16 protein-coding genes and 1 tRNA gene are annotated in these 18,674 nt (G+C 72.0%); 8 read left to right on the top strand and 9 right to left on the bottom strand.

Going from position 1 to position 18,674, the window contains the following annotated elements; genetic code table 11:
* Positions 1-13 precede the first annotated feature (13 nt).
* Both KYK13_RS11910 and KYK13_RS11905 read right to left on the bottom strand, forming a co-directional pair.
* On the bottom strand, positions 14-379 hold the full coding sequence (locus tag KYK13_RS11910; RefSeq protein ID WP_223644189.1) for a cupin domain-containing protein: 366 nt from the start codon (positions 377-379) through the stop codon (positions 14-16).
* 197 nt (positions 380-576) lie between these two features.
* A complete protein-coding gene (locus tag KYK13_RS11905; protein ID WP_223644188.1) occupies positions 577-777 on the bottom strand; it encodes a cold-shock protein in 201 nt (66 codons plus the stop codon).
* Between the two features lie 354 nt (positions 778-1,131).
* Here KYK13_RS11905 and KYK13_RS11900 point away from each other — a divergent pair, with 354 nt between their 5' ends.
* Genes KYK13_RS11900 through KYK13_RS11885 form a run of 4 tightly spaced genes read left to right on the top strand, consistent with a single transcriptional unit; the run spans position 1,132 to position 3,995 of the window.
* Positions 1,132-1,665, top strand: coding sequence for a periplasmic heavy metal sensor (locus KYK13_RS11900; protein ID WP_223644187.1), 534 nt, complete (start codon positions 1,132-1,134; stop codon positions 1,663-1,665).
* A gap of 30 nt (positions 1,666-1,695) precedes the next feature.
* On the top strand, positions 1,696-1,908 hold the full coding sequence (locus KYK13_RS11895) for a hypothetical protein (protein WP_223644186.1): 213 nt from the start codon (positions 1,696-1,698) through the stop codon (positions 1,906-1,908).
* A gap of 15 nt (positions 1,909-1,923) precedes the next feature.
* Positions 1,924-2,604, top strand: coding sequence for a response regulator transcription factor (locus tag KYK13_RS11890; RefSeq protein ID WP_223644185.1), 681 nt, complete (start codon positions 1,924-1,926; stop codon positions 2,602-2,604).
* Complete coding sequence (locus KYK13_RS11885; RefSeq protein ID WP_223644184.1) at positions 2,604-3,995, top strand: ATP-binding protein; 1,392 nt, start codon at positions 2,604-2,606, stop codon at positions 3,993-3,995. Before KYK13_RS11890 ends, KYK13_RS11885 begins: the two co-directional genes overlap by 1 nt.
* A 39-nt stretch (positions 3,996-4,034) precedes the next feature.
* On the opposite strand, the gene KYK13_RS11880 is transcribed toward KYK13_RS11885, so the two are convergent.
* The 5 genes from KYK13_RS11880 to KYK13_RS11860 all read right to left on the bottom strand — a co-directional run bounded on the left by KYK13_RS11880 (position 4,035) and on the right by KYK13_RS11860 (position 10,301).
* Positions 4,035-4,859, bottom strand: coding sequence for a carboxypeptidase regulatory-like domain-containing protein (locus tag KYK13_RS11880; protein WP_223644183.1), 825 nt, complete (start codon positions 4,857-4,859; stop codon positions 4,035-4,037).
* A 92-nt stretch (positions 4,860-4,951) separates the two neighbouring features.
* On the bottom strand, positions 4,952-5,815 hold the full coding sequence (locus KYK13_RS11875; RefSeq protein WP_223644182.1) for an ABC transporter permease: 864 nt from the start codon (positions 5,813-5,815) through the stop codon (positions 4,952-4,954).
* Positions 5,812-6,801: an ABC transporter ATP-binding protein gene (locus KYK13_RS11870; protein ID WP_223644181.1), complete on the bottom strand. Its 990-nt coding sequence runs from the start codon at positions 6,799-6,801 to the stop codon at positions 5,812-5,814. The genes KYK13_RS11875 and KYK13_RS11870 overlap by 4 nt, the downstream gene beginning before the upstream one ends.
* A gap of 39 nt (positions 6,802-6,840) precedes the next feature.
* Complete coding sequence (cyoE, locus tag KYK13_RS11865) at positions 6,841-7,725, bottom strand: heme o synthase (protein ID WP_223644180.1); 885 nt, start codon at positions 7,723-7,725, stop codon at positions 6,841-6,843.
* 209 nt (positions 7,726-7,934) lie between these two features.
* Positions 7,935-10,301: a tetratricopeptide repeat protein gene (locus KYK13_RS11860; RefSeq protein ID WP_223644179.1), complete on the bottom strand. Its 2,367-nt coding sequence runs from the start codon at positions 10,299-10,301 to the stop codon at positions 7,935-7,937.
* 202 nt (positions 10,302-10,503) lie between these two features.
* Between KYK13_RS11860 and KYK13_RS11855 the strand changes: the two genes are divergently transcribed.
* The 4 genes from KYK13_RS11855 to KYK13_RS11840 all read left to right on the top strand — a co-directional run bounded on the left by KYK13_RS11855 (position 10,504) and on the right by KYK13_RS11840 (position 16,046).
* A tRNA-Ala gene (locus tag KYK13_RS11855) sits at positions 10,504-10,579 on the top strand.
* Positions 10,580-10,675: 96 nt separating this feature from the next.
* Positions 10,676-11,290 (top strand): DUF2760 domain-containing protein, encoded by a 615-nt coding sequence (locus KYK13_RS11850; protein ID WP_223644178.1) that lies wholly within the window; start codon positions 10,676-10,678, stop codon positions 11,288-11,290.
* Positions 11,291-11,377: 87 nt separating this feature from the next.
* Complete coding sequence (locus KYK13_RS11845; RefSeq protein ID WP_223644177.1) at positions 11,378-13,240, top strand: Hsp70 family protein; 1,863 nt, start codon at positions 11,378-11,380, stop codon at positions 13,238-13,240.
* Positions 13,241-13,265: 25 nt separating this feature from the next.
* On the top strand, positions 13,266-16,046 hold the full coding sequence (locus KYK13_RS11840; RefSeq protein ID WP_223644176.1) for an Hsp70 family protein: 2,781 nt from the start codon (positions 13,266-13,268) through the stop codon (positions 16,044-16,046).
* Positions 16,047-16,181: 135 nt separating this feature from the next.
* Here KYK13_RS11840 and KYK13_RS11835 read toward each other — a convergent pair whose 3' ends face one another.
* A complete protein-coding gene (locus KYK13_RS11835) occupies positions 16,182-16,613 on the bottom strand; it encodes a hypothetical protein (RefSeq protein ID WP_223644175.1) in 432 nt (143 codons plus the stop codon).
* 234 nt (positions 16,614-16,847) lie between these two features.
* The gene (locus tag KYK13_RS11830; protein ID WP_223644174.1) at positions 16,848-18,644 is read right to left on the bottom strand and encodes a bifunctional UDP-sugar hydrolase/5'-nucleotidase; all 1,797 of its coding nucleotides are present in this window, start codon (positions 18,642-18,644) and stop codon (positions 16,848-16,850) included.
* Positions 18,645-18,674 lie beyond the last annotated feature (30 nt).

The following is an 18,674-nucleotide window of genomic DNA, read 5'->3' as shown; positions in this document are numbered from 1 at the left end:
CCTCACCGACGCGTCAGGCCTTGGCACCCTTCGTGGCCTCGTGCTCGTCGCGGCCGTGCACGGAGGACACGGGGCTGGTCGCCTCCACGGCGGAGAACGTCTCCAGGACCTTGTATGTGTGGCGGGCCCCTCGCGGCACGAGCCAGGAATCGCCGGGGTTGAGCAGGATGATCTGCCCCTCCAGGTGCAGCTCCGCGCGCCCCTTGAGCACGAAGCCCACGGTCTCGTAGTCGCGGGTGCTGGCGGGCTTGGCCTCGGCGGGCGGCTCGTCCTCCCACAGCCGCATGGCCACACGGACGCCGGACGCGAGGTACTTCTGGCCCATCTCCCCCTTGGGGGAATGGCGGCTCTCGACCTTCTTCACACTGGTGTCGCCCATGTTCGCCTCTCCTTGGGGGCGGCGCGCGGCGCCGCGCTCCTCCTGCGGAGAAGGTAGGCAAGGCCCCCGGCCGTGGCGGACCGCGTCGAGGTGGCCGCTCGCCCGCCCTGCGTCCGGAAAGACGAAAGCCCAGCCTCCGCAAGGGAGACTGGGCTTCGGGGACTCACCTCAGGGGGCGAGTCGACGGTTCAGCTCGCTCAGGCGGCGCGGACGTTCTGCGCCTGCAGGCCCTTGGGGCCGCGGGTGACTTCGAACTCCACCTTCTGGCCCTCGGCCAGGGTGCGGAAGCCATCCATGTTGATGGCAGTGTGATGGCAGAAAACGTCCTCGCCATTGTCCTGCGCGATGAAGCCGAAGCCCTTCGCGTCGTTGAACCACTTCACGGTACCAGTTGCCATTGTGAGTCTCTTCTCTTTCTCTGCTCTGTGCGGGTAACCGGCTCTCGCCTGTCACCCATGCCGGAACGCACATCGCCCCGGCATGCCGGGCACTCTACCCACTTCCTGCGCGAACACCACCACCGAGGGCAGAATCCAGCAGGCAGCCGTCCTTCATCCGACACAGCGGACCCGGACGAGGCCCGGCGATGAAACTCCCATGCCCCGCCGGGCATTCCGGCCCCCCTCCCCGGCCCTTCACACTTCTTCACCGCCGCCGGGCGTGGGCTTCACACCCGCCCTCTACCTTCCGCTCCGTCAGCAACGACACGGGCCCGCCGGTGCGGTGCTCGCCTGCTTCCTGGAGCCAAGACCATGTTCGGATTCGTTTTCGGTACCGCCTGCCTCGCCGGTCTCTTCGCCACCCTGCGCCGGGGGCGCTACGGCTACCACCACCACGGCCGCGGGGGCCGCTGGGGCATGCGCCCCCGGCTGCGCTGGCTCTTCGAGCGGCTGGAGACGTCGCCCGGCCAGGAGAAGGTCATCGTGAAGGCCGTGGAGAACGTGCGCGAGGCCTTCGCCAAGGTGAAGGACCAGTGGGGCCCCAGCCGCACGTCGCTCGCGGGCTCGCTGCGCGGAGAGCACTTCGACGGGGCCATGCTGCGCGAGCTCTTCAGCCGCCACGACGTGGCGCTGGAGACGCTGCGCAACGCCGTGCAGGACGCCCTGTCCCAGATGCACGAGGCGCTGGAGCCCAACCAGCGCCGCGAGCTCGCGGACATCATCGAGCACGGCTGGGGCTACGGCTGGCGCGGCGAGGGCCGGGGCTGGCACGGCCGGCGCTGCGGCGGGTACGGCCGCTGGGGTGGTCACCCCCACAACGATGACCGCCCCTCGTCCTTCATCTGAAAACCCCTGCCCTCTTCCTGGAGACTTCCCATGAGACACCGTCTGCTCGTCGTCCTCCTCGCCGCGGGTGCCATCGGAGGCTATGCCTCCGGCTTCGCGAGCCTCGCCCGCCACCACCGCGGCCACTGCCAGCGGGGCGACTGGGGCCCCGCCTACAACAATGGGATGCCGCCGTACTGGGACTGGCACGCCCCCCGGCCGCAGGGCACCGCGGGCCCCTCCGACGCACCGGGAGCGCGTTAGGATTCACGTCCGCCCATGCCCACCCGCGTCCTGCTCATCGATGACGACACCCGGATGTACGAGTTGCTCGCGGAGTACCTCGGGCAGAACGGCATCACCGTCAGCCACGCGCCCGATGGAGGCCGCGGGCTGGCGGCGCTGGAGGCGAACACCTACGACGCCGTGCTCCTGGACGTGATGATGCCGGGCATGGACGGCCTGGAGGTGTGCAAGCGCATCCGGGCCAAGAGCCGCATCCCGGTGTTGATGCTCACCGCCAAAGGCGACGAGACGGACCGCGTGGTGGGCCTGGAGCTGGGCGCGGACGACTACCTGCCCAAGCCCTTCGGCCCGCGCGAGCTGCTCGCCCGCCTGCGCGCGGTGCTGCGGCGGGCGCAGCCGGCGGCGGTGGCGGACCGCGTTGAGTCCAGCGGCGTCTCCATCGACGTGTCCGGGCGCGAGGTGAAGGTGGAGGGGCGGGCCGTGGAGCTGACGGGCCTGGAGTTCGACCTGCTGCTCGCGCTGGTGCGGCGCGCGGGCCGGGTGATTCCGCGCGACGCTTTGCTGGGAGAGGCGGGCCGCAACGACACGGTGGTGAGCGAGCGCACGGTGGACGTGCACATCTCCCACCTGCGCCAGAAGCTGGGGGACGTGGGCGCGCGCCTCATCAAGACGGTGCGCGGCGTGGGCTACGTCTTCGCCAAGGAAGGCGCCTGATGGGCTGGGGGCACCACCACTGGCCTCCGCAAGGAGACCGCTGCGCGCCGGGGATGCGGCGCGGCTTCGGCCGCCACGCGCGGCGCCACCGGCGCATGTTCCACCTGGGCCGGCTGGGCTCCTACGTCCAGGAGCGGCTCAGGCGGCGGCTGTTCGTCATGTTCGGCATCACCATCCTGGTGACGGTGTTCGTGGTGTCGTGGGTGATGAACCTGACCGGCGGCAACAGCTGGCGGCAGGAGACGGAGCGCATCCGCACGTTCGTGGGGCACCGCTTCGCGGAGGTGTGGGACGCGCCCGCCGAGCGCGATGAGCTGATGCGGAGCATCTCCGACGACCTGGACGTGGACGTCGTGCTGACGGACCTGTCCGGCGCGGTGGTGGCACACGCAGGCAACCCGTGCACGAAGCCGGACGCGGCCCTCCCGGTGATGCGGCAGGACACGCAGCTGGGGACGCTGCAGGCGTGCTACCTGCAGACCCGCTCGCGGGGCCCCTGGCGCGCGGTGCTGCCGCTGGGCATCGCGGTGCTGGTGCTGTGGACGGCGGCGGGCGGCATCTCGTTCCGGCTGGCGCGGCCGGTGGACACGCTGGTGAAGGCCACGCAGGAGCTGGGCGAGGGCAGGCTGAGCGCGCGGGCGAGCCTGGATCGCCACCTCACCGGCGAGTTCGCGGTGCTCGCCGAGTCCTTCAACGACATGGCGGCGCGCATCGAGAAGCAGCTGGCGGATCAACGCGAGCTCCTGGCGGCGGTGTCCCATGAATTGCGCACGCCGCTGGCCCGGCTGCGGGTGCTGACGGAGCTCTTGCGCGACGGCGGCGGCAACCCGCGCACGTTGGACCAGGTGGACCGCGAGGTGGTGGAGCTGGACGCGCTGGTGGGCGAGCTGCTCGCCAGCTCCCGCCTGGACTTCGGGCAGCTGACGCCCAAGGCGCTGGAGGCGGGCGTGCTGGCGGCGCAGGCGCTGGAGCGCGTGGGGCTGTCCGCGACGCTGCTCCAGCCGGAGACGGACGACATGGCGCTGATGGCGGACGCGACGCTGCTGGGCCGGGCGCTGGTGAACCTGCTCGACAACGCGCGCAAGCACGGCGTGGGCGTGGAGGCGCTGCGCATCCAGGAGCAGGGGAACGAGCACCTGGCCTTCAGCGTGGAGGACCGGGGCCCGGGGCTCCTGCCTGGCGAGGAGACGCGCATCTTCCAGCCGTTCTACCGGAAGGACCGGGGCGGCGAGGCGCGCGAGGCCGGCTCGTTGGGACTGGGGCTCGCGCTGGTGCAGCGCATCGCCCGGGCCCACGGCGGCGAGGTCTTCGCGGCGAACCGGCCCGGCGGCGGCGCGCGCGTGGGCTTCACGGTGCGCAAGGCCGGGCCCCTGACGAACCCGCAGGGGTGAAAGGGGCCGCTCGCGAGCGCGGGCCCCTTCCCTTCCCGGCTACTGCTTCGCCTGCGCGTCCGTCGCGGCGAAGGTGAACGACGCCTCCGCGGGCGCGCCGTCCTTCACGGTGACCTCCGCGGTCTTCGTGCCCAGCGTCTCGTGCCACGCCTCCAGCGTGTACGTGCCCGCGGGCAGGCCCGTCAGCGTGAAGGTGCCGTCCGTGCCGGTGGTGGCGAAGTACGGGTTGGGGTTGCTCACCACGAAGGCCGTCATCCACGGGTGCACGTCGCACTTGAGGCGCAGCACCTCCGCGTCCGACGGCAGCGGCTTCTGCACCGGCGCGCCCGAGGGCGGCTGCGCCACGTTGAACACCGGCCGCGTGCCCACCACGCCGCGCACGTTGTGCAGCGTGCCGTCGCTGTTCTTGAACACCACCTGCTGCCCCGCCACCGCGCCCTGCACGCGCGGCACGTAGGTGCACTTGGACTGGTCCACCACCACCGGCGTGGACGGCGGCGGCGTGGGCGCGCCGGCGACCGGGCCCTTCACGCGCACCAGCACGTTCTGGAGCTTGCCGTCCTTCACCAGCACGGACTGCTCCTTCTCCGGGCGCCCGTCACACGCCGGGTCGGCGCTGGGCGCCAGGTCCCCCATCGCCGGAGGCGTGCCGGTGAAGGACACCGTGCCCTTCACCACGCCGTTGCCCGCGGGCGCCGGAGCCGCCGCCTCACCCGTCCCCGCTCCCACCGTGGGCGCCGGAGGCACGGCCTCGTGCGTGGGGGCCGCCGGAGGCGCGGCGGGCGCCTCCTCCTTCTTGCACGCGGGCAGGGCCAAAAGCCCCGCGACACCGACCATCGACAGGCCAAAAAGACGCAGCTTCATGAGGCGGTCTCCTCTGGAGTGTTCTTCCGTGATGCGGTGCCCGCCGTCGTAGTGGAAGGCACCAGGCAAGTCCATCCACACCCGGCGCGCGGCTACTCGCGGCGGCTCACGCTGAACGCGGCCAGCCCCACGAACACCGCCGCGAACGCGAGCAGCGCGGGCACCTCCCACCCCACCGCCGCCCCACCCCGCGAGCCCACCGCCAGCGACGCCTGCGCCCCGTACAGCGCGCGCCGCACGCCCTCCACGGAGAAGCGCATCGGGTTGAGCGTCATCACCCACGACAGCACCGGCCCCGCGCCCTTCACCGGGAACATGGCCCCGGAGAGCACCCACATGGGCAGCATCACCAGGCTCATCACCGCGTGGTAGCCCGCGCTCGACTTCACCCACCACGCCAGCGCCATGCCCATGCCGGTGAGCGCCAGCGCCGACAGCACCATCACCGCCGCGAGCAGCGGGTAGTCCACCGCCTTCACGTCCACGCCGGCCAGCGGCGCGAAGAGCAGGAACAGCGACGCCTGCATCAGCGCGATGGAGGAGGACCCCAGCGCCTTGCCCAGCACCACCGCCAGGCGCGAGCCCGGCCCCGCCAGCACTGCCTGGAGGAAGCCCTCCTTGCGGTCCTCGATGACGGTGATGGTCGCGAAGATGGCGCTGAAGAGCACCACCATGGTGACGACGCCCGGGAAGAAGAACTGCTGGTAGCCCAGCCCCTGCGCGCCCTCCACGCGGAAGGAACCCGCGAAGCCCGAGCCGATGACGAACCAGAACAGGATGGGCTGCGCCAGCGCGCCAATCACGCGGCTGGGCTGCCGGAAGAAGCGCACCACGTCGCGCGACAGCAGCACCCACACGGTGGCCCACTGCAGCGCGAGCGTCCCCGGCTCCCGGCGCTGTGCCGGGGCCACGGGCGCGTCCAGGGGAGAGGACGGAACGGGGATGTCAGCGCTCATCGGCGTTTCCTCGGCGCGGGCGTGGGCGAGGGAGCATCCGCCCCCAGGGCCTTCCCGGTGAGCTGGAGGAACACGTCCGCCAGCGTGGGCCGGCGCAGCGACACGGAGGCGAACCGTCCCGAGGGGAAGGCCTCCACCAGCCGCGGCACCAGCGCGTGTCCCTGCGAAGCCTCCACCTGGACCCGCCCCTCCACCACCTTCGCCATGAGCCCCAGCCGCTCCGTCACCTGCGCGGCCAGCGCCTCCGGCTCCGGGCCCTCCAGCGTCAGGATGTCGCCGCCCATGCGCGAGGCGAGCGCCCGGGGCGTGTCGCACGCCACCAGCTTCCCGGCGTCCAGCACCGCCAGCCGGTCACACCCTTCCGCTTCATCCGCCCGGTGCGTGGTGAGCAGCACGGTGACGCCCTGCGCGTCGCGCAGCCGCTTGAGGTGCGTCCAGAAGGTGCGGAAGGCCGCCTCGTCCAGGCCCTGCGTGGGCTCGTCCATCAACACCACGCGCGGCTGGTGCACCAGCGCCCGCGCCAGCTCCAGCCGCCGGCGCATGCCGCCCGACCAGGTGCCCACCTTCTCATCGCCCCGGTCCAACAGGCCGATGAGCGACAGCATCGTCTCCACGCGCGCCTTCGCGTCCGCGCCCGTGAGGCCGTACAGCCGCGCGCCCAGGAGCAGGTTCTCCCGGGCGGTGAGCAGGTCGTCCAGGCTGCTCTTCTGGAAGATGATCCCCATCTGACGCCGCAGCGCGGGGTCGCTCAGGGACAGCACCTTGCCGGCGAAGTGCACCTGCCCCGCGTCCGGCGCGAGCAGCCCCGCGAGCAACTGGAAGGTCGTGGACTTGCCGGCACCATTGGGCCCCAGCAGGCCCAGGATTTCGCCCGGCTGCACGGACAGCGACAGCCCGTCCACGGCGGTGCGCCCGCCGAAGCGGCGCGTGAGCCCCTCGATGCGAAGCAGCGGCGGGGGCAGGGTCGGAACGGTGGTGTCAGGCATGCGGAAGGCGGCCTCGCGCCCGGACGCCGCGCGAGGACGCTAGCCGCGGGGGATGCGGTCCAGCGCCATCACGGCGAACAGGCCGGTGAGATACACGAGCGAATACAGGAACGTCTGGCGCGCCCAGGGCTTTCCCAGGTGCTTGAAGAAGCCCCATGCCCCCAGGCCCAGGAAGCCGAGCCCCAGCACCACCGCCGCCGCCAGGTACCAGGTGCCGGCGATGTGCAGCTGGAACGGCAGGAGCGTCATGGGCACCAGCGCCACCAGGTAGAGCACCACCTGCGCGCGGCTGGACTCGTCCCCGCGCTCCAGCGGCACGGACTTGAGCCCGGCCGCCGCGTACTCGTCCTTGCGGAACAGCGCGATGGCGATGAAGTGCGGCATCTGCCAGAGGAACATGATGGCGAACAGCGCGAAGCCGCCCGCGTCCACCTGGTCCGTCACCGCCGTCCAGCCCATCAAGGGCGGCAGCGCGCCGGGGATGGCGCCCACCAGCATCGCCGCGGACGTGCGGGCCTTGAGCGGCGTGTAGGCCAGCACGTAGCTGAGCAGCGCGATGAGCCCCAGCACGCCGGTGAGCAGGTTGGCCCCCATCACCAGCGCGGGCAGCGACACCGCCGCCAGCGACAGGCCGAACCACAGCGCCGTGCTCGGGTCCATGCGCCCGGCGGGCAGCGGCCGGTTGCGCGTGCGCGCCATGAACTGGTCGCTGTGGCGCTCCCAGTAGCAGTTGAACGCGTTCGCCGCGCCCACCGTCCCCGCCGTCGCCAGCAGCGTCACCAGCGCCCGCATCGGCGTGAAGTGCCCCGGCGCCAGGAACATGCCCCCCGCCGCGGTGATGAGCACCAGCGATGACAGCCTCGGCTTGGTGAGGGAGATCAGGTCGGACGCGGTGGACGACAGGGACAGGGCACGCGCGCTCAAGCGGACTCCAGCAGGTGGCCCTGGACCGTGGTCGCTACCGGCCAGGGGGTGTGGGGTGGACCCTCCCATACCGTCCCCCGGAAGGGGTGGCAAGGCTGGGGCGCCCCGGCACATCAGCCTGCCTTGTCGCCCCCCGTCGAAAACGAAACGCCGCGAGGCCCGGGAAGCAGGCGTCGCGGCGTGTGGGAGACAGCGGCGGGCGGGAGGGGTCAGTTGCCCGCGAGCCGCTGCGCGTCGGCGAGGTACTCGCCCTTGGGCTCGCGCTTCACGTACTCCTGCGCCAGCGTCTTCACCTTGCCCGACTGCTTGGCGTCCTTGGAGAGCAGCGACGCGTAGAAGTAGTACACCGGCGAGTAGTTCTCATCCGCCTGCAGCGCGCGCTGGTAGGTCTCGTCCGCCTTCGCCGTGTCGCCCTTGCCCTGGTAGACGCGGCCCAGCTCCGTGAGTGCGTTGGCCACGCGGTCCGGCTGCCCGAAGAACTCCTGGCTGGCCTTCTCCAGCTGCTCCTTCGCCTTGTCCCACTCCGAGCGCTCCCGGTAGATGGCGCCCATGGCGAGCCGGGCCTCCGGGTTCTTCGACTTGGGGTCCTTCACCGCGCGCTGGTACTGCGCGAGCGCGTCCTCCAGCTTGTTCTGGCGGCGGTAGGCGTTGCCCAGCATCACCACCAGCTTGGGGCTGTCGCCCATCGTCTTGAGCGCGGTGACGAGCGCCTCGGAGGCCTCCTTCTCACCGCCCGGCTTGCCCATGAGGGCCTTGGCCAGCTCGACGTGGAACTGCGCGCGGCTGCCGTCCACGCGGATGGCCTTGCGGATCTCCTCCGCGGCCGCGTCGTAGTTGCCCTCCGCCAGCAGGCGGCGGCCCTTAATGAGGTTCAGCTCCGGGTTCTGCTTGTCGAGCGCGAAGCCGGTCTCCTCCGCCTTCATGACCTCCTGCTTCGCCTTGGCGGGATCCACCGGCACGCCCGTGGCCTCGGACAGCTTCTGCTGCACGTCCGGCTTGAGGTTGGGCATGGCCAGCGCCACGCGGGCGATGAGCAGCGAGCGCGCCAGCTGCGCGGTGGCGAGCTGACGGGGGCTCGGCGGCGGCTCCGCCTCCAGCAGCTTCTTGATGTCCCGGCTGGCCACCGCGTAGTTCGGCTCGTCCTGCTCCAGCATCAGCAGCGAGCGGCCCAGCAGCGACTCCGGGTGGTCCTTCTCGTAGCGCAGGGCGAAGTCGTAGTTCTTCCAGGCGGTGTTGTCCTGGCCCAGCCGGCGGTACACCGCGCCCAGGCCCGCGTAGACGCGCGGGTCATCCGGCGCCAGCGCCTGCGCGCGCTCCAGGCTGTCCCGCGCGCGCTCCAGGTCGCCCGCGTTCATCTGGATGAGGCCCAGCGTGAGGTACAGGAGCGAGGACGCCTTGTTCTGGTCGTTGAGGTCCTTGACCTGCGTCTCCAGCGACGCGAGCGCGCCCTTGCCATCACCGCTGTAGGTCTTGATCAACGCCTGCGCCGCGATGAGGTGGCTGGACAGCTCCTTGCCCTTCTGGGCCGCCGCCAGGTGCTCCTCGGCCTGCCGGCGCGCGTCGTCGCCGCCGCCGTGCTCACCCCAGCGGATGGCGAACGCGTAGGCCAGGTAGCCGTGGGCCGCGGTGGAGTCCGGGTCCACCTCCAGGGCCAGGTCCGCCGCCTCGCACGCCTTCTTGTAGCTGGCGAACGAGTCGTGCTTGAGCTGCTCGGTGGCGACGTCCAGGTTCTTCTTGAGCTCGCGGCCGCGCTTCTTGACCTGCGCCGAGTACCAACCGTATCCGCCCGCGAACAGCGGGATGAGGATGAGGAGGATCAACGACAGCATCTTGCTGCCGTTGCTCTTGGCCGCCTTGCGCTGGCGCGGCGAGGGCTCGTCGTCGTCGTCCTCGACCTCCTGCACCACCACCTGCGGACGGCGCTGGGCGGGGCGCGCGGCGGAGTCCTCGGCACGCGCCGTGCGCGCCGCCTGCTGGGACGGAGCGTTGATGCGGCCCACGGCCTGACCCGCGGACGGGGTGGCGGCAGGCGGGGCAACGGCGGCGGGCGGGGCCGCCACGGGGACGGTCGCCGCGGCGGGCGCTTCCGCGGCGGCCGGGGGCGGCGCGGCCACGGGGGCGAGCACCGGCGCGGGGGCGGCCGGGCGGGGGATCTCCACCTTGTACTGCTGGAGCAGCGTGACGGTCTCCGGATCACCCGGGTCCGCCTGGTAGGCCTTGAGCAGGTTGGCGCGGCCGGCGTCCGGCTCGCCGTTCTTCAGCTGGAGCACGCCCGCCATGCGCAGGGCTGCCTTGTCCTCCGGCTGGACCTGGAGCGCGCCCATCACCTCTTCGAGCGCCTTCTTGTCCTTGTTCTGCGCCGCGTAGACGCGCGCCAGAAGCAGGCGGGGGTCGGCTGCGTTCGGGTGCGCCTTGACGCCCTTCTTGCAGACGACCATTGCTTCCATGAAACGGCCAAGGTCGAGATACGCCTCCGCCAGGGGCTTGTACGCATCCGACGACGGGTCGGAAGCGAACGAATGCTCAAGCTTCGCGAGCTCGGTGGGGCTCAACGTCTTCGATGGGGAGGTGGACATGAACCAGAAGGGGCCCGGAATGGCCGGGAAGGATGCGATACCGGAAGGCGGTTTTTATGGCATCCACAGTGCGGCACGTCAATCGCAGGGTTGGTGCTGGAAACGAGCTGCTTGACAGCGGGGTGGGGCTCCGGTACTAGCCCACTCACTTCGCGGGACCCAACCCCCGCGAGGCGCGGCAGGCAGTCAGCAGTCCCCATATGGGGGTGTAGCTCAGTTGGGAGAGCGTCGCGTTCGCAATGCGAAGGTCGTCGGTTCGATCCCGTCCACCTCCACCATGAAGTACCGAAGGGCCTCACGGGAAACCGTGAGGCCCTTTGCATTTCGGGCCATTGGCGAATTGCAAAGGCTTCCGGCTTTGTTATCCGGGGCCGATGACCGACCCGTCCGCCTCCCTGTCGTTCTTCGCCCGCTTCTGGCTCGCCTGGCTCTGCTTCTGGCGCTGCCTCGTGTCCCGCGAATTCGCGCAGGCCGTGCTCCCGACGAGCCGCGCCTATGACGCCGGCCAGCTCAAGGAGCTTCCGTCAGGGGACCTGCAGGCCCTGCCGCCGGTGAGGACGCCCGCCGTCCAGGCCCCCGTCGCGCCCCCTCCCCCGCCGCCCGAGCGCGAGCACGCCAGCGCCCTGTCGCTGTTGGCCATGCTCCAGCGCGAAGGCCGCTTCCTGGACTTCGTGCAGGAGAACGTCGCGGCCTTCCCGGACGCGGACGTGGGCGCGGCGGCGCGCATCGTCCATGAGGGCTGCCGCAAGGTGGTGCACCAGTACCTCACGCTCCAGCCGGTGCTGCCGCAGGGCGAGGGCGACGCGGTGACGGTGCCCCCGGGCTTCGACGCGCAGCGCATCCGGCTGACCGGCAACGTCGCGGGCGAGCCTCCTTATGGCGGCACGCTCCGGCACCACGGCTGGGTGACCACGGAGGTGAAGTTCCCATCCGTCAGCCCCGCCATGGAGCCGCGCGTGCTGGCCCCGGCGGAGGTCGAGCTGGCCTGATGCCCGCCTGGTGAGCAGCCGGCGCATCCTCCGAAGTCCCCTTCCTTCGAGGAACCACAAGGCCCCTTCCCGGGGTTCCAGACCGATATGGCCCGATACGCAATCGGCATCGACCTGGGCACCACGCACTCCGCGGTGTCCTACTTCAACCTCGAGGACGGCAAGCCGCGCGGCCCCTCCCAGTCCATGCTGCCCGTGCCGCAGGTGACGGCGCCCGGCACCGTGGAGGCCCGTCCGCTCCTGCCCTCCTTCCTCTACATCCCCAGCGCGCAGGAGTTCCCGGAGGGCAGCCTCGCGCTGCCGTGGAACGCGGAGCCGGGCGTCATCGTGGGTGACTTCGCCCGCTCGCACGGGGCGAAGGTGCCCACGCGGCTGGTGTCGTCCGCGAAGAGCTGGCTGTCGCACCCGGGGGTGGACCGGCGCTCGGCGCTGCTGCCCTGGCAGGCGCCGCCGGAGGTGCAGCGCGTGTCGCCGCTGGATGCGTCCGCGCGCTACCTGCGCCACCTGAAGGAGGCGTGGGACCAGACCTTCGCGAGCGCCCGGGAGGAGTCCGGCAACGCGCTGGCCCAGCAGGAGGTCATCGTCACCGTCCCGGCGTCCTTCGACGCGGCGGCGCGCGACCTGACGCTGGAGGCCGCGAAGGCGGCGGGCATCGAGCACATCACCCTGCTCGAGGAGCCGCAGGCCGCGCTGTACGCGTGGCTGGAGGCGATGGGGGAGAACTTCCGCAAGCAGGTGCAGCCCGGGGAGGTCATCCTCGTGGTGGACGTGGGCGGCGGCACGTCCGACTTCTCCGTCATCACCGTGAAGGACCGCGAGGGCGACCTGGAGCTGCTGCGCGTGGCGGTGGGCGACCACATCCTGTTGGGCGGCGACAACATGGACCTCGCCCTGGCGCACACCCTCAACCAGCGGATGGCGGCCGAGGGGCGCAAGCTGGACGCGTGGCAGTTCAACGGCCTCACCTACGGCTGCCGTCACGCGAAGGAGACGCTGTACGCGGACGCCTCGCTGGAGAAGGTGCCCATCGCGATTCCGGGCCGCGGCTCGTCGCTCATCGGCGGCACGCTGCGCACGGAGCTGACGCGCGAGGAGCTGGACCGCGTCCTCACGGACGGCTTCTTCCCGGTGACGGAGGTGGCGGACCTGCCGCGCACCGCCCGGCGCACGGGCCTGGCGCAGATGGCGCTGCCGTACGCGCAGGACCCGGCGGTGACGAAGCACCTGGCGGCGTTCCTCACCCGGCAGGCCCAGGCGCTGGCGGCCAGCGCGGACTCGCCGGTGGACGTCACGGGAAAGGGCTTCCTGCACCCCACCGCGGTGCTCTTCAACGGCGGCGTCTTCAAGGCCGGGCCGCTGAAGGACCGGGTGATGGAGGTCCTCAACCAGTGGCTCGCCGCGGAAGGGGCGCCCCCAGCGAAGGAGCTGGAGGGCTCCGACCTGGACCTCGCGGTGGCGCGGGGCGCGGCGTACTACGGCTGGGTGCGCCAGGGCCACGGCCTGCGCATCCGCGGCGGCACGGCGCGCGCCTACTACGTGGGCGTGGAGACGGCGATGCCGGCGGTGCCGGGCATGGAGCCGCCCGTGAAGGCGCTGTGCGTTGCGCCCTTCGGCATGGAGGAAGGGACGCAGGCGGACGTGCCGCCCCAGGAGTTCGGGCTCGTCACCGGGGAACCCACCAGCTTCCGCTTCTTCGCGTCGTCCGTGCGGCGCGACGACAAGGTGGGCGAGATGCTCGAGGACGTGGAGTCGGAGCTGGCGTCGGGGGGGCTGGAGGAGGTGGCGCCCATCGAGACGACGCTGCCCGGGCAGGCCACGCCCTTTGGCGACCTGACGCCGGTGAACCTCCAGGCGGCGGTGACGGAGGTGGGCACGCTGGAGCTGCGGTGCCTGGAGAAGAACGGCGACGGGCGCTGGAAGCTGGAGCTCAACGTGCGCATGAAGGAGTAGAAGGGGCCCCGCACACCGGAGGCGTATGCGAATCGTCGGCATCGACCTGGGCACCACCCATTGCGCGGTGGCATCCGTGGATCCAACGAAGGGCTCGGGGGCTCCCGTCGAGGACTTCCCCCTGCCCCAGCTCGTCCGCCAGGGCGAGGTGGCTCCGCGCGCCCTCCTGCCGTCCACCGTCTACGTCCCCGCCGGCCACGAGCTGGCGCCGGAGGTGCTCCGCCTGCCCTGGGGCGACGACGGCGGCCCCTACGTGGTGGGCGAGCTGGCCCGCTGGCAGGGCGCGCGCGTGCCGGGCCGGCTGGTGGCCTCCGCGAAGAGCTGGCTGTGTCACCCCGGCGTGGACCGCTCCGCGCCCATCCTCCCGTGGGGCGCTCCCGCGGACGTGCGGAAGCTGTCCCCGGTGGACGCGTCCGCCCTGCTGCTCACGCACATGGCCCGGGCATGGGATTACGCCCACCCGGACGAGCCCCTGTCGAAGCAGGAGGTGGTCATCACCGTCCCCGCCTCGTTCGACGAGGCGGCGCGCGCCCTCACGGTGAGCGCGGCGCGCAAGGCGGGGCTGGAGAAGTTCACGCTGCTGGAGGAGCCGCAGGCGGCCTTCTACGACTACACGGCGCGCCACCGCGCCGACCTGGAGCAGACGCTGTCCCAGGTGCGGCTGGTGCTGGTGGTGGACGTGGGCGGCGGCACCACGGACTTCACGCTGGTGCACGCGGGCGTGTCGCCGGAAGGGCCCATGCTGCGGCGGCTGGCGGTGGGCGACCACCTGATGCTGGGCGGCGACAACATGGACGCGGCGCTCGCCCGGCGCATGGAGGAGAAGCTCACCCAGAACGGCCGCCGCCTGTCCGCGACGCAGTGGACGCAGGCCATCCAGGCCGCGCGCACCGCGAAGGAAGAGCTCCTGGGGCGCGCGCCGCCGGAGAAGTACGGCGTGTCGCTCATCGGCGAGGGCAGCCGGCTGTTGGGCGGCACGCTGTCCACGGAGCTGGGCCGCGACGAGGCGCAAGCGCTGGTGCTGGACGGCTTCTTCCCCCTGTCCGCGCCCGGGGAGCGGCCCCGGCGCTCGGCGCGCATGGCGCTCCAGGAGCTGGGCCTGCCGTACGTGCAGGACCCCGCCGTCACGCGGCACCTGGCGGCGTTCCTCGCGCAGCACGCGGCGGCGGGCTTCGCCGCGCTGGGCGAGGCGCCAGCGCATGAAGGCGCCCTGCCCCGCCCGGACGCCATCCTGCTCAACGGCGGCGTCTTCAACTCGCCGCAGATTTCGGCGCGCCTGGTGGAAGCGCTGTCCGCGTGGTGGCCGCAGGCGCCGCGCATCCCGCTGCTCAAGCACGAGTCGCTGGAGCTCGCGGTGGCCCGGGGCGCGGCGTACTACGGGCTGGTGCGGCGCGGGCACGGCCTGCGCATTGGCGGCGGAGCGGCGCGCGCGTACTACGTGGGCCTGCAGCGGGGCCCGGACAGCGCGGAGCAGCCCACGCTGTGCCTGATTCCCCGCGGCTTCGAGGAGGGCCAGAAGGTGGACCTGGGCGAGCGCCCCTTCACGCTCACCCTGGGCCGGCCGGTCCAGTTCGCGCTCTACTCCACGACAAGCGACCGCATCGACAAGCCCGGAGACCTGGTGCCGCTGGCGGAGGACCTGAAGCCGCTGCCGCCCATCCACACGCTGCTCAAGGGCGCGTCCGGCAAGGTCAGCGAGGTGCCGGTGCACCTGCAGGCGGCGCTCACGGAGATCGGCACGCTGGAGCTGTTCTGCGTGTCGGACATCGCGGACGAGCGCTGGCGCCTGGAGTTCGAGCTGCGCGGCACCGGCGGCTCGCACGAGCTGACCGTCACCGAGTCCATGCCCGCGCGCTTCGCCGAGGCGAAGGACAACGTGGAGCGCGTCTACGGCAACAAGCCGCTGCCCCTGGGCCCCAAGGACGTGAAGCAGCTGTCGCGCACGCTGGAGAAGGTGCTGGGCCCGCGTGAGACGTGGCGCGTGCCGGTGCTGCGCGAGCTGTGGAGCACGCTCTACGCGGGCGCGAGCAAGCGCCGCCGCTCGGATGACCACGAGCGCGTCTTCTACAGCCTCACCGGGTTCTGCCTGCGCCCCGGCTTCGGCTATCCGCTGGACGGCTGGCGCGCGGAGCAGACCTTCAGCCTCTTCGACGCGCTGGTGCAGCACCACACAGACAAGGCGGTGTGGACGGAGTTCTGGGTGATGTGGCGCCGCATCGCGGGCGGCCTCACCGAAGCGCAGCAGCAGAAGCTGTACGGCTACCTCCAGCCGCACCTGGCCCGGCGCGTGCCCCCGGACGCGCCCACGCAAGGCGGCAAGCTCAAGGGCATCCAACCGGAAGGCCTGGACGAGATGATCCGCACGGTCGCCTCGCTGGAGCACCTGGCGCCGGGCGACAAGGCGGAGGTGGGGCGGTGGATCGCCGCGCGCGTGAAGGCCGACTCCCGCTCCGGCGGCCCGTGGGCGTGGGCCCTGGGCCGGCTGGGCGCGCGCGTGCCGCTGTACGGCAGCAGCCACAAGGTCGTGGACGTGGAGACGGCGGAGGCGTGGCTGGAGCTGCTCCTGTCGCTGGACCTGCGCAAGGTGGACGGTGCCCCCTTCGCCGCCGCGCAGCTGGCGCGCCTCACCGGCGACCGCACACGCGATCTGGATCCGGCGCTGCGCGAGCGCACGGCCCAGGCGCTGGGGGCCGCGAAGGCCGCGGACACCTGGGTGCGGATGGTGCGTGAGGTGGTGGCCCTGGAGGCGGCGGACGAAGCCCGGGCGCTCGGCGACACGCTGCCGGCGGGTCTGCGGCTGTCCTGAGGCGAGGCTCGCGCACCCCGGCAGGGTGGATCATCCCCGCCCGGGCGCTTCGAGCAGGGGGCGTCGGATAGAGCCGTCACGTGCGGGGCGCGAACAGCGCGCACCCCCACGGGGCGGATCATCCCGGACGGTGGATCAGACCTGCGCGGTGGCCGTCACTTCGGCGGCGACGGCCGACGGGGCGTCGACCAGGGTCGGGGCCACGGGCGCGGCGTCGAGCGGCACGTTGGCGACGACCTGGAGCACGGGCTCCGCGGCGGCGACCGCGGGCACCTCGACGGTGGCGACCTGGGACTCGTCCTTCTTCGGCTTCTTCGTGCCCGCGCCCGAGCGGCAACCCCGGCACCACGGCTGGTTGCGGATGGCTCCGTCCGCCATCTTCCGCAGGCCGAACTGCGCCAGCGGCTTGAGCGTCTTGCACTTCAGGCACATCAGCGAGATCAACACCTCGTGGCCGTCGGCGTCGTAGACGGAGGACTTGCGCCGCTTGCGCGGCTGCCCCGGCTCGCGCGCCTCTTTCTTCTCGGGCGCCACCGGGACCATCATCGGGGTCACTTTGTAGAGCATCTCTTCTGTCCCTCCCACGCACGGGCTCCAACTTGCTCGCGCTGGCTGGAGGGCCGCGCCTGCAAGGGATCTCGCGTGCCCTAGAGTAGGGAGGTTTCCCTCCGTTGGAAACTGATCCCAGGCCGAAAATTCGGCCCTGGGCGCCTTTTGCTGATCTTCCGCTGGGTTGCGCCTTCGATCCAGCCCCAGCGGATCAGCGCGGAGGGAAAATTTCCAACCCCGGGCGCACTTTTTTCAGGGCTTCGCGTCCACGCAGGGCCCTTCCGCCTTGCGCAGGTGCACGCGCCCGAGCGCCGGCGGCTTCAGCGCGTTGCCGTGCGCGCGGCCGTAGGCGACGAGCACCTCGCGCAGGTCCTGTCCCTGCAACAGGTTGATACGCTCCCGTGGCAGCGTGGAGGTCAGCGGCCCCACCCCGTCGCCGCCGCGCAGGAGGAAGTCGGGCACCGCGACCCGGTACGTCCCCTTCGCCTTGAGCGGCTTGCCGCCCGGCAGCGTCACCCCCTGGAAACGCTCCGGGCCGGGACACGCGCCCAGCGTCACCTCCAGCCCGGACACCGCGAAGACGCCCTTGCGGCCACCGTAGGCCAGCGCGAGGAAGCGGCGCAGCTCGTCCGCGCTCAGGTCCAGCACCGCGAGCGTGTTGTCGAAGGGCAGGATTTCGTAGAGCTTGCCGAAGGTGAGCGGCCCCTGCGGCAGGTCCGAGCGGATGCCGCCCGCGTTCATCACCGCCGCGTCGGAGCGGGCCGACTCCCGCATCGCGTCCGCGATGACGTTGCCCAGCGCGCTCTCGCCCTCGTAGACCTGGGGCATGCGGGCCTGGGTCTCCACGCCCACCGGGCGGCGCTGCTCCGCGTCCACGCGCGCCTCCGCGGGGGCCACCAGCGCCTCCACGCGGGCGTCCGGCGTCACCGGCTGGCCCAGGAACGTGGCGGGCACCATCCGCACGTCCTTCGCGTCCTTGAGCCTCCGCGCGTCACACGTCTTCAGCGTCGCATCCACGGCGCCGCACACCGGGATGGCGGCCTGGATGCGCGTGCGCCCGGGCAGCACGCGGTGGGTCGTTGCATCCACGTAGAGGTCCACCACGCCGAACGAGCGCGCCAGGCCCGTCGTCTCGATGACCGGCACGTCGCCGAAGAAGTGCCCCATCACCTGGTGCGTGTGGCCCGCCACCACCGCGTCCACCGCGCCCTTCGGCAGCGCGTCCAGCACCGCGTAGATTTCGCCGTCGTCCCTCTCGCAACCGGACGTGTCGTGCGGGTTCGCCAGGTCCGTGCACTTACCGCCCGCGTGCGCGACGGCCACCACCACCTCCGCGCCCTGCTCTCGCAGCGACTTCGCGGCCTCCTTCGCGGCGTCGGCCAGGGACTCGAACTTCAGGCTCGCGACGTTCGCGGGGTTGGTCGTCTGCGGCGTCTGCAGCGTGGACAGGCCCAGGAGGCCCACCTTCACGCCCTTCACGGTGACGACGGTGGTGCCGTCGTTGCCCAGCCACGCCGGGTGCCGGCCGTCCTTCTCGCGCACGTTGGCGGACAGGAAGGGGAACTTCGCCTGCGCCACGCGGGCCTTGAGCGCGCCCAGCGGGTCCTCGTCCGGACGCCGGGCCACGGGCTCGGGGCCCACCGGCCCGTAGTCGAACTCGTGGTTGCCGATGGCCACCGCCGAGTAGCCCAGCAGGTTGTACACGTCGATGACGATGGCGCCCTCGACCAGGTTGGACGCCAGCGTCCCCTGGAACAGGTCGCCGCCGTCCACCAGCAGCACGCCGCCCGGGTTGTCCTCGCGAAGCCGCGCCACGTAGGACGCGAAGAGCGCCGCGCCCCCCTCCTCCACCTTCTGCCCGTCCGGCAGCGCGGCGCGGTGGGGCATCACCCAGCCGTGGAAGTCGTTGGTGCCCACCAGCGTGAGCCGCACGGGCTCGGCCGGGGCGGGCACGGAGGGCTGCGGGGAGGCGGGAGCGGGCGTCGGACCGCCCTTGCAGGCGGAGGCGAGCACCGCGAGCGCGAGGGCCGTGGAACGGAAGAAGCGCATGGGGCGCGCACTTCATCCCGCCCCCCCGCC

This window comes from Corallococcus sp. EGB, assembly GCF_019968905.1.
Lineage (GTDB): Bacteria > Myxococcota > Myxococcia > Myxococcales > Myxococcaceae > Corallococcus.
This window is presented reverse-complemented; position numbering and strand designations above follow the sequence as displayed.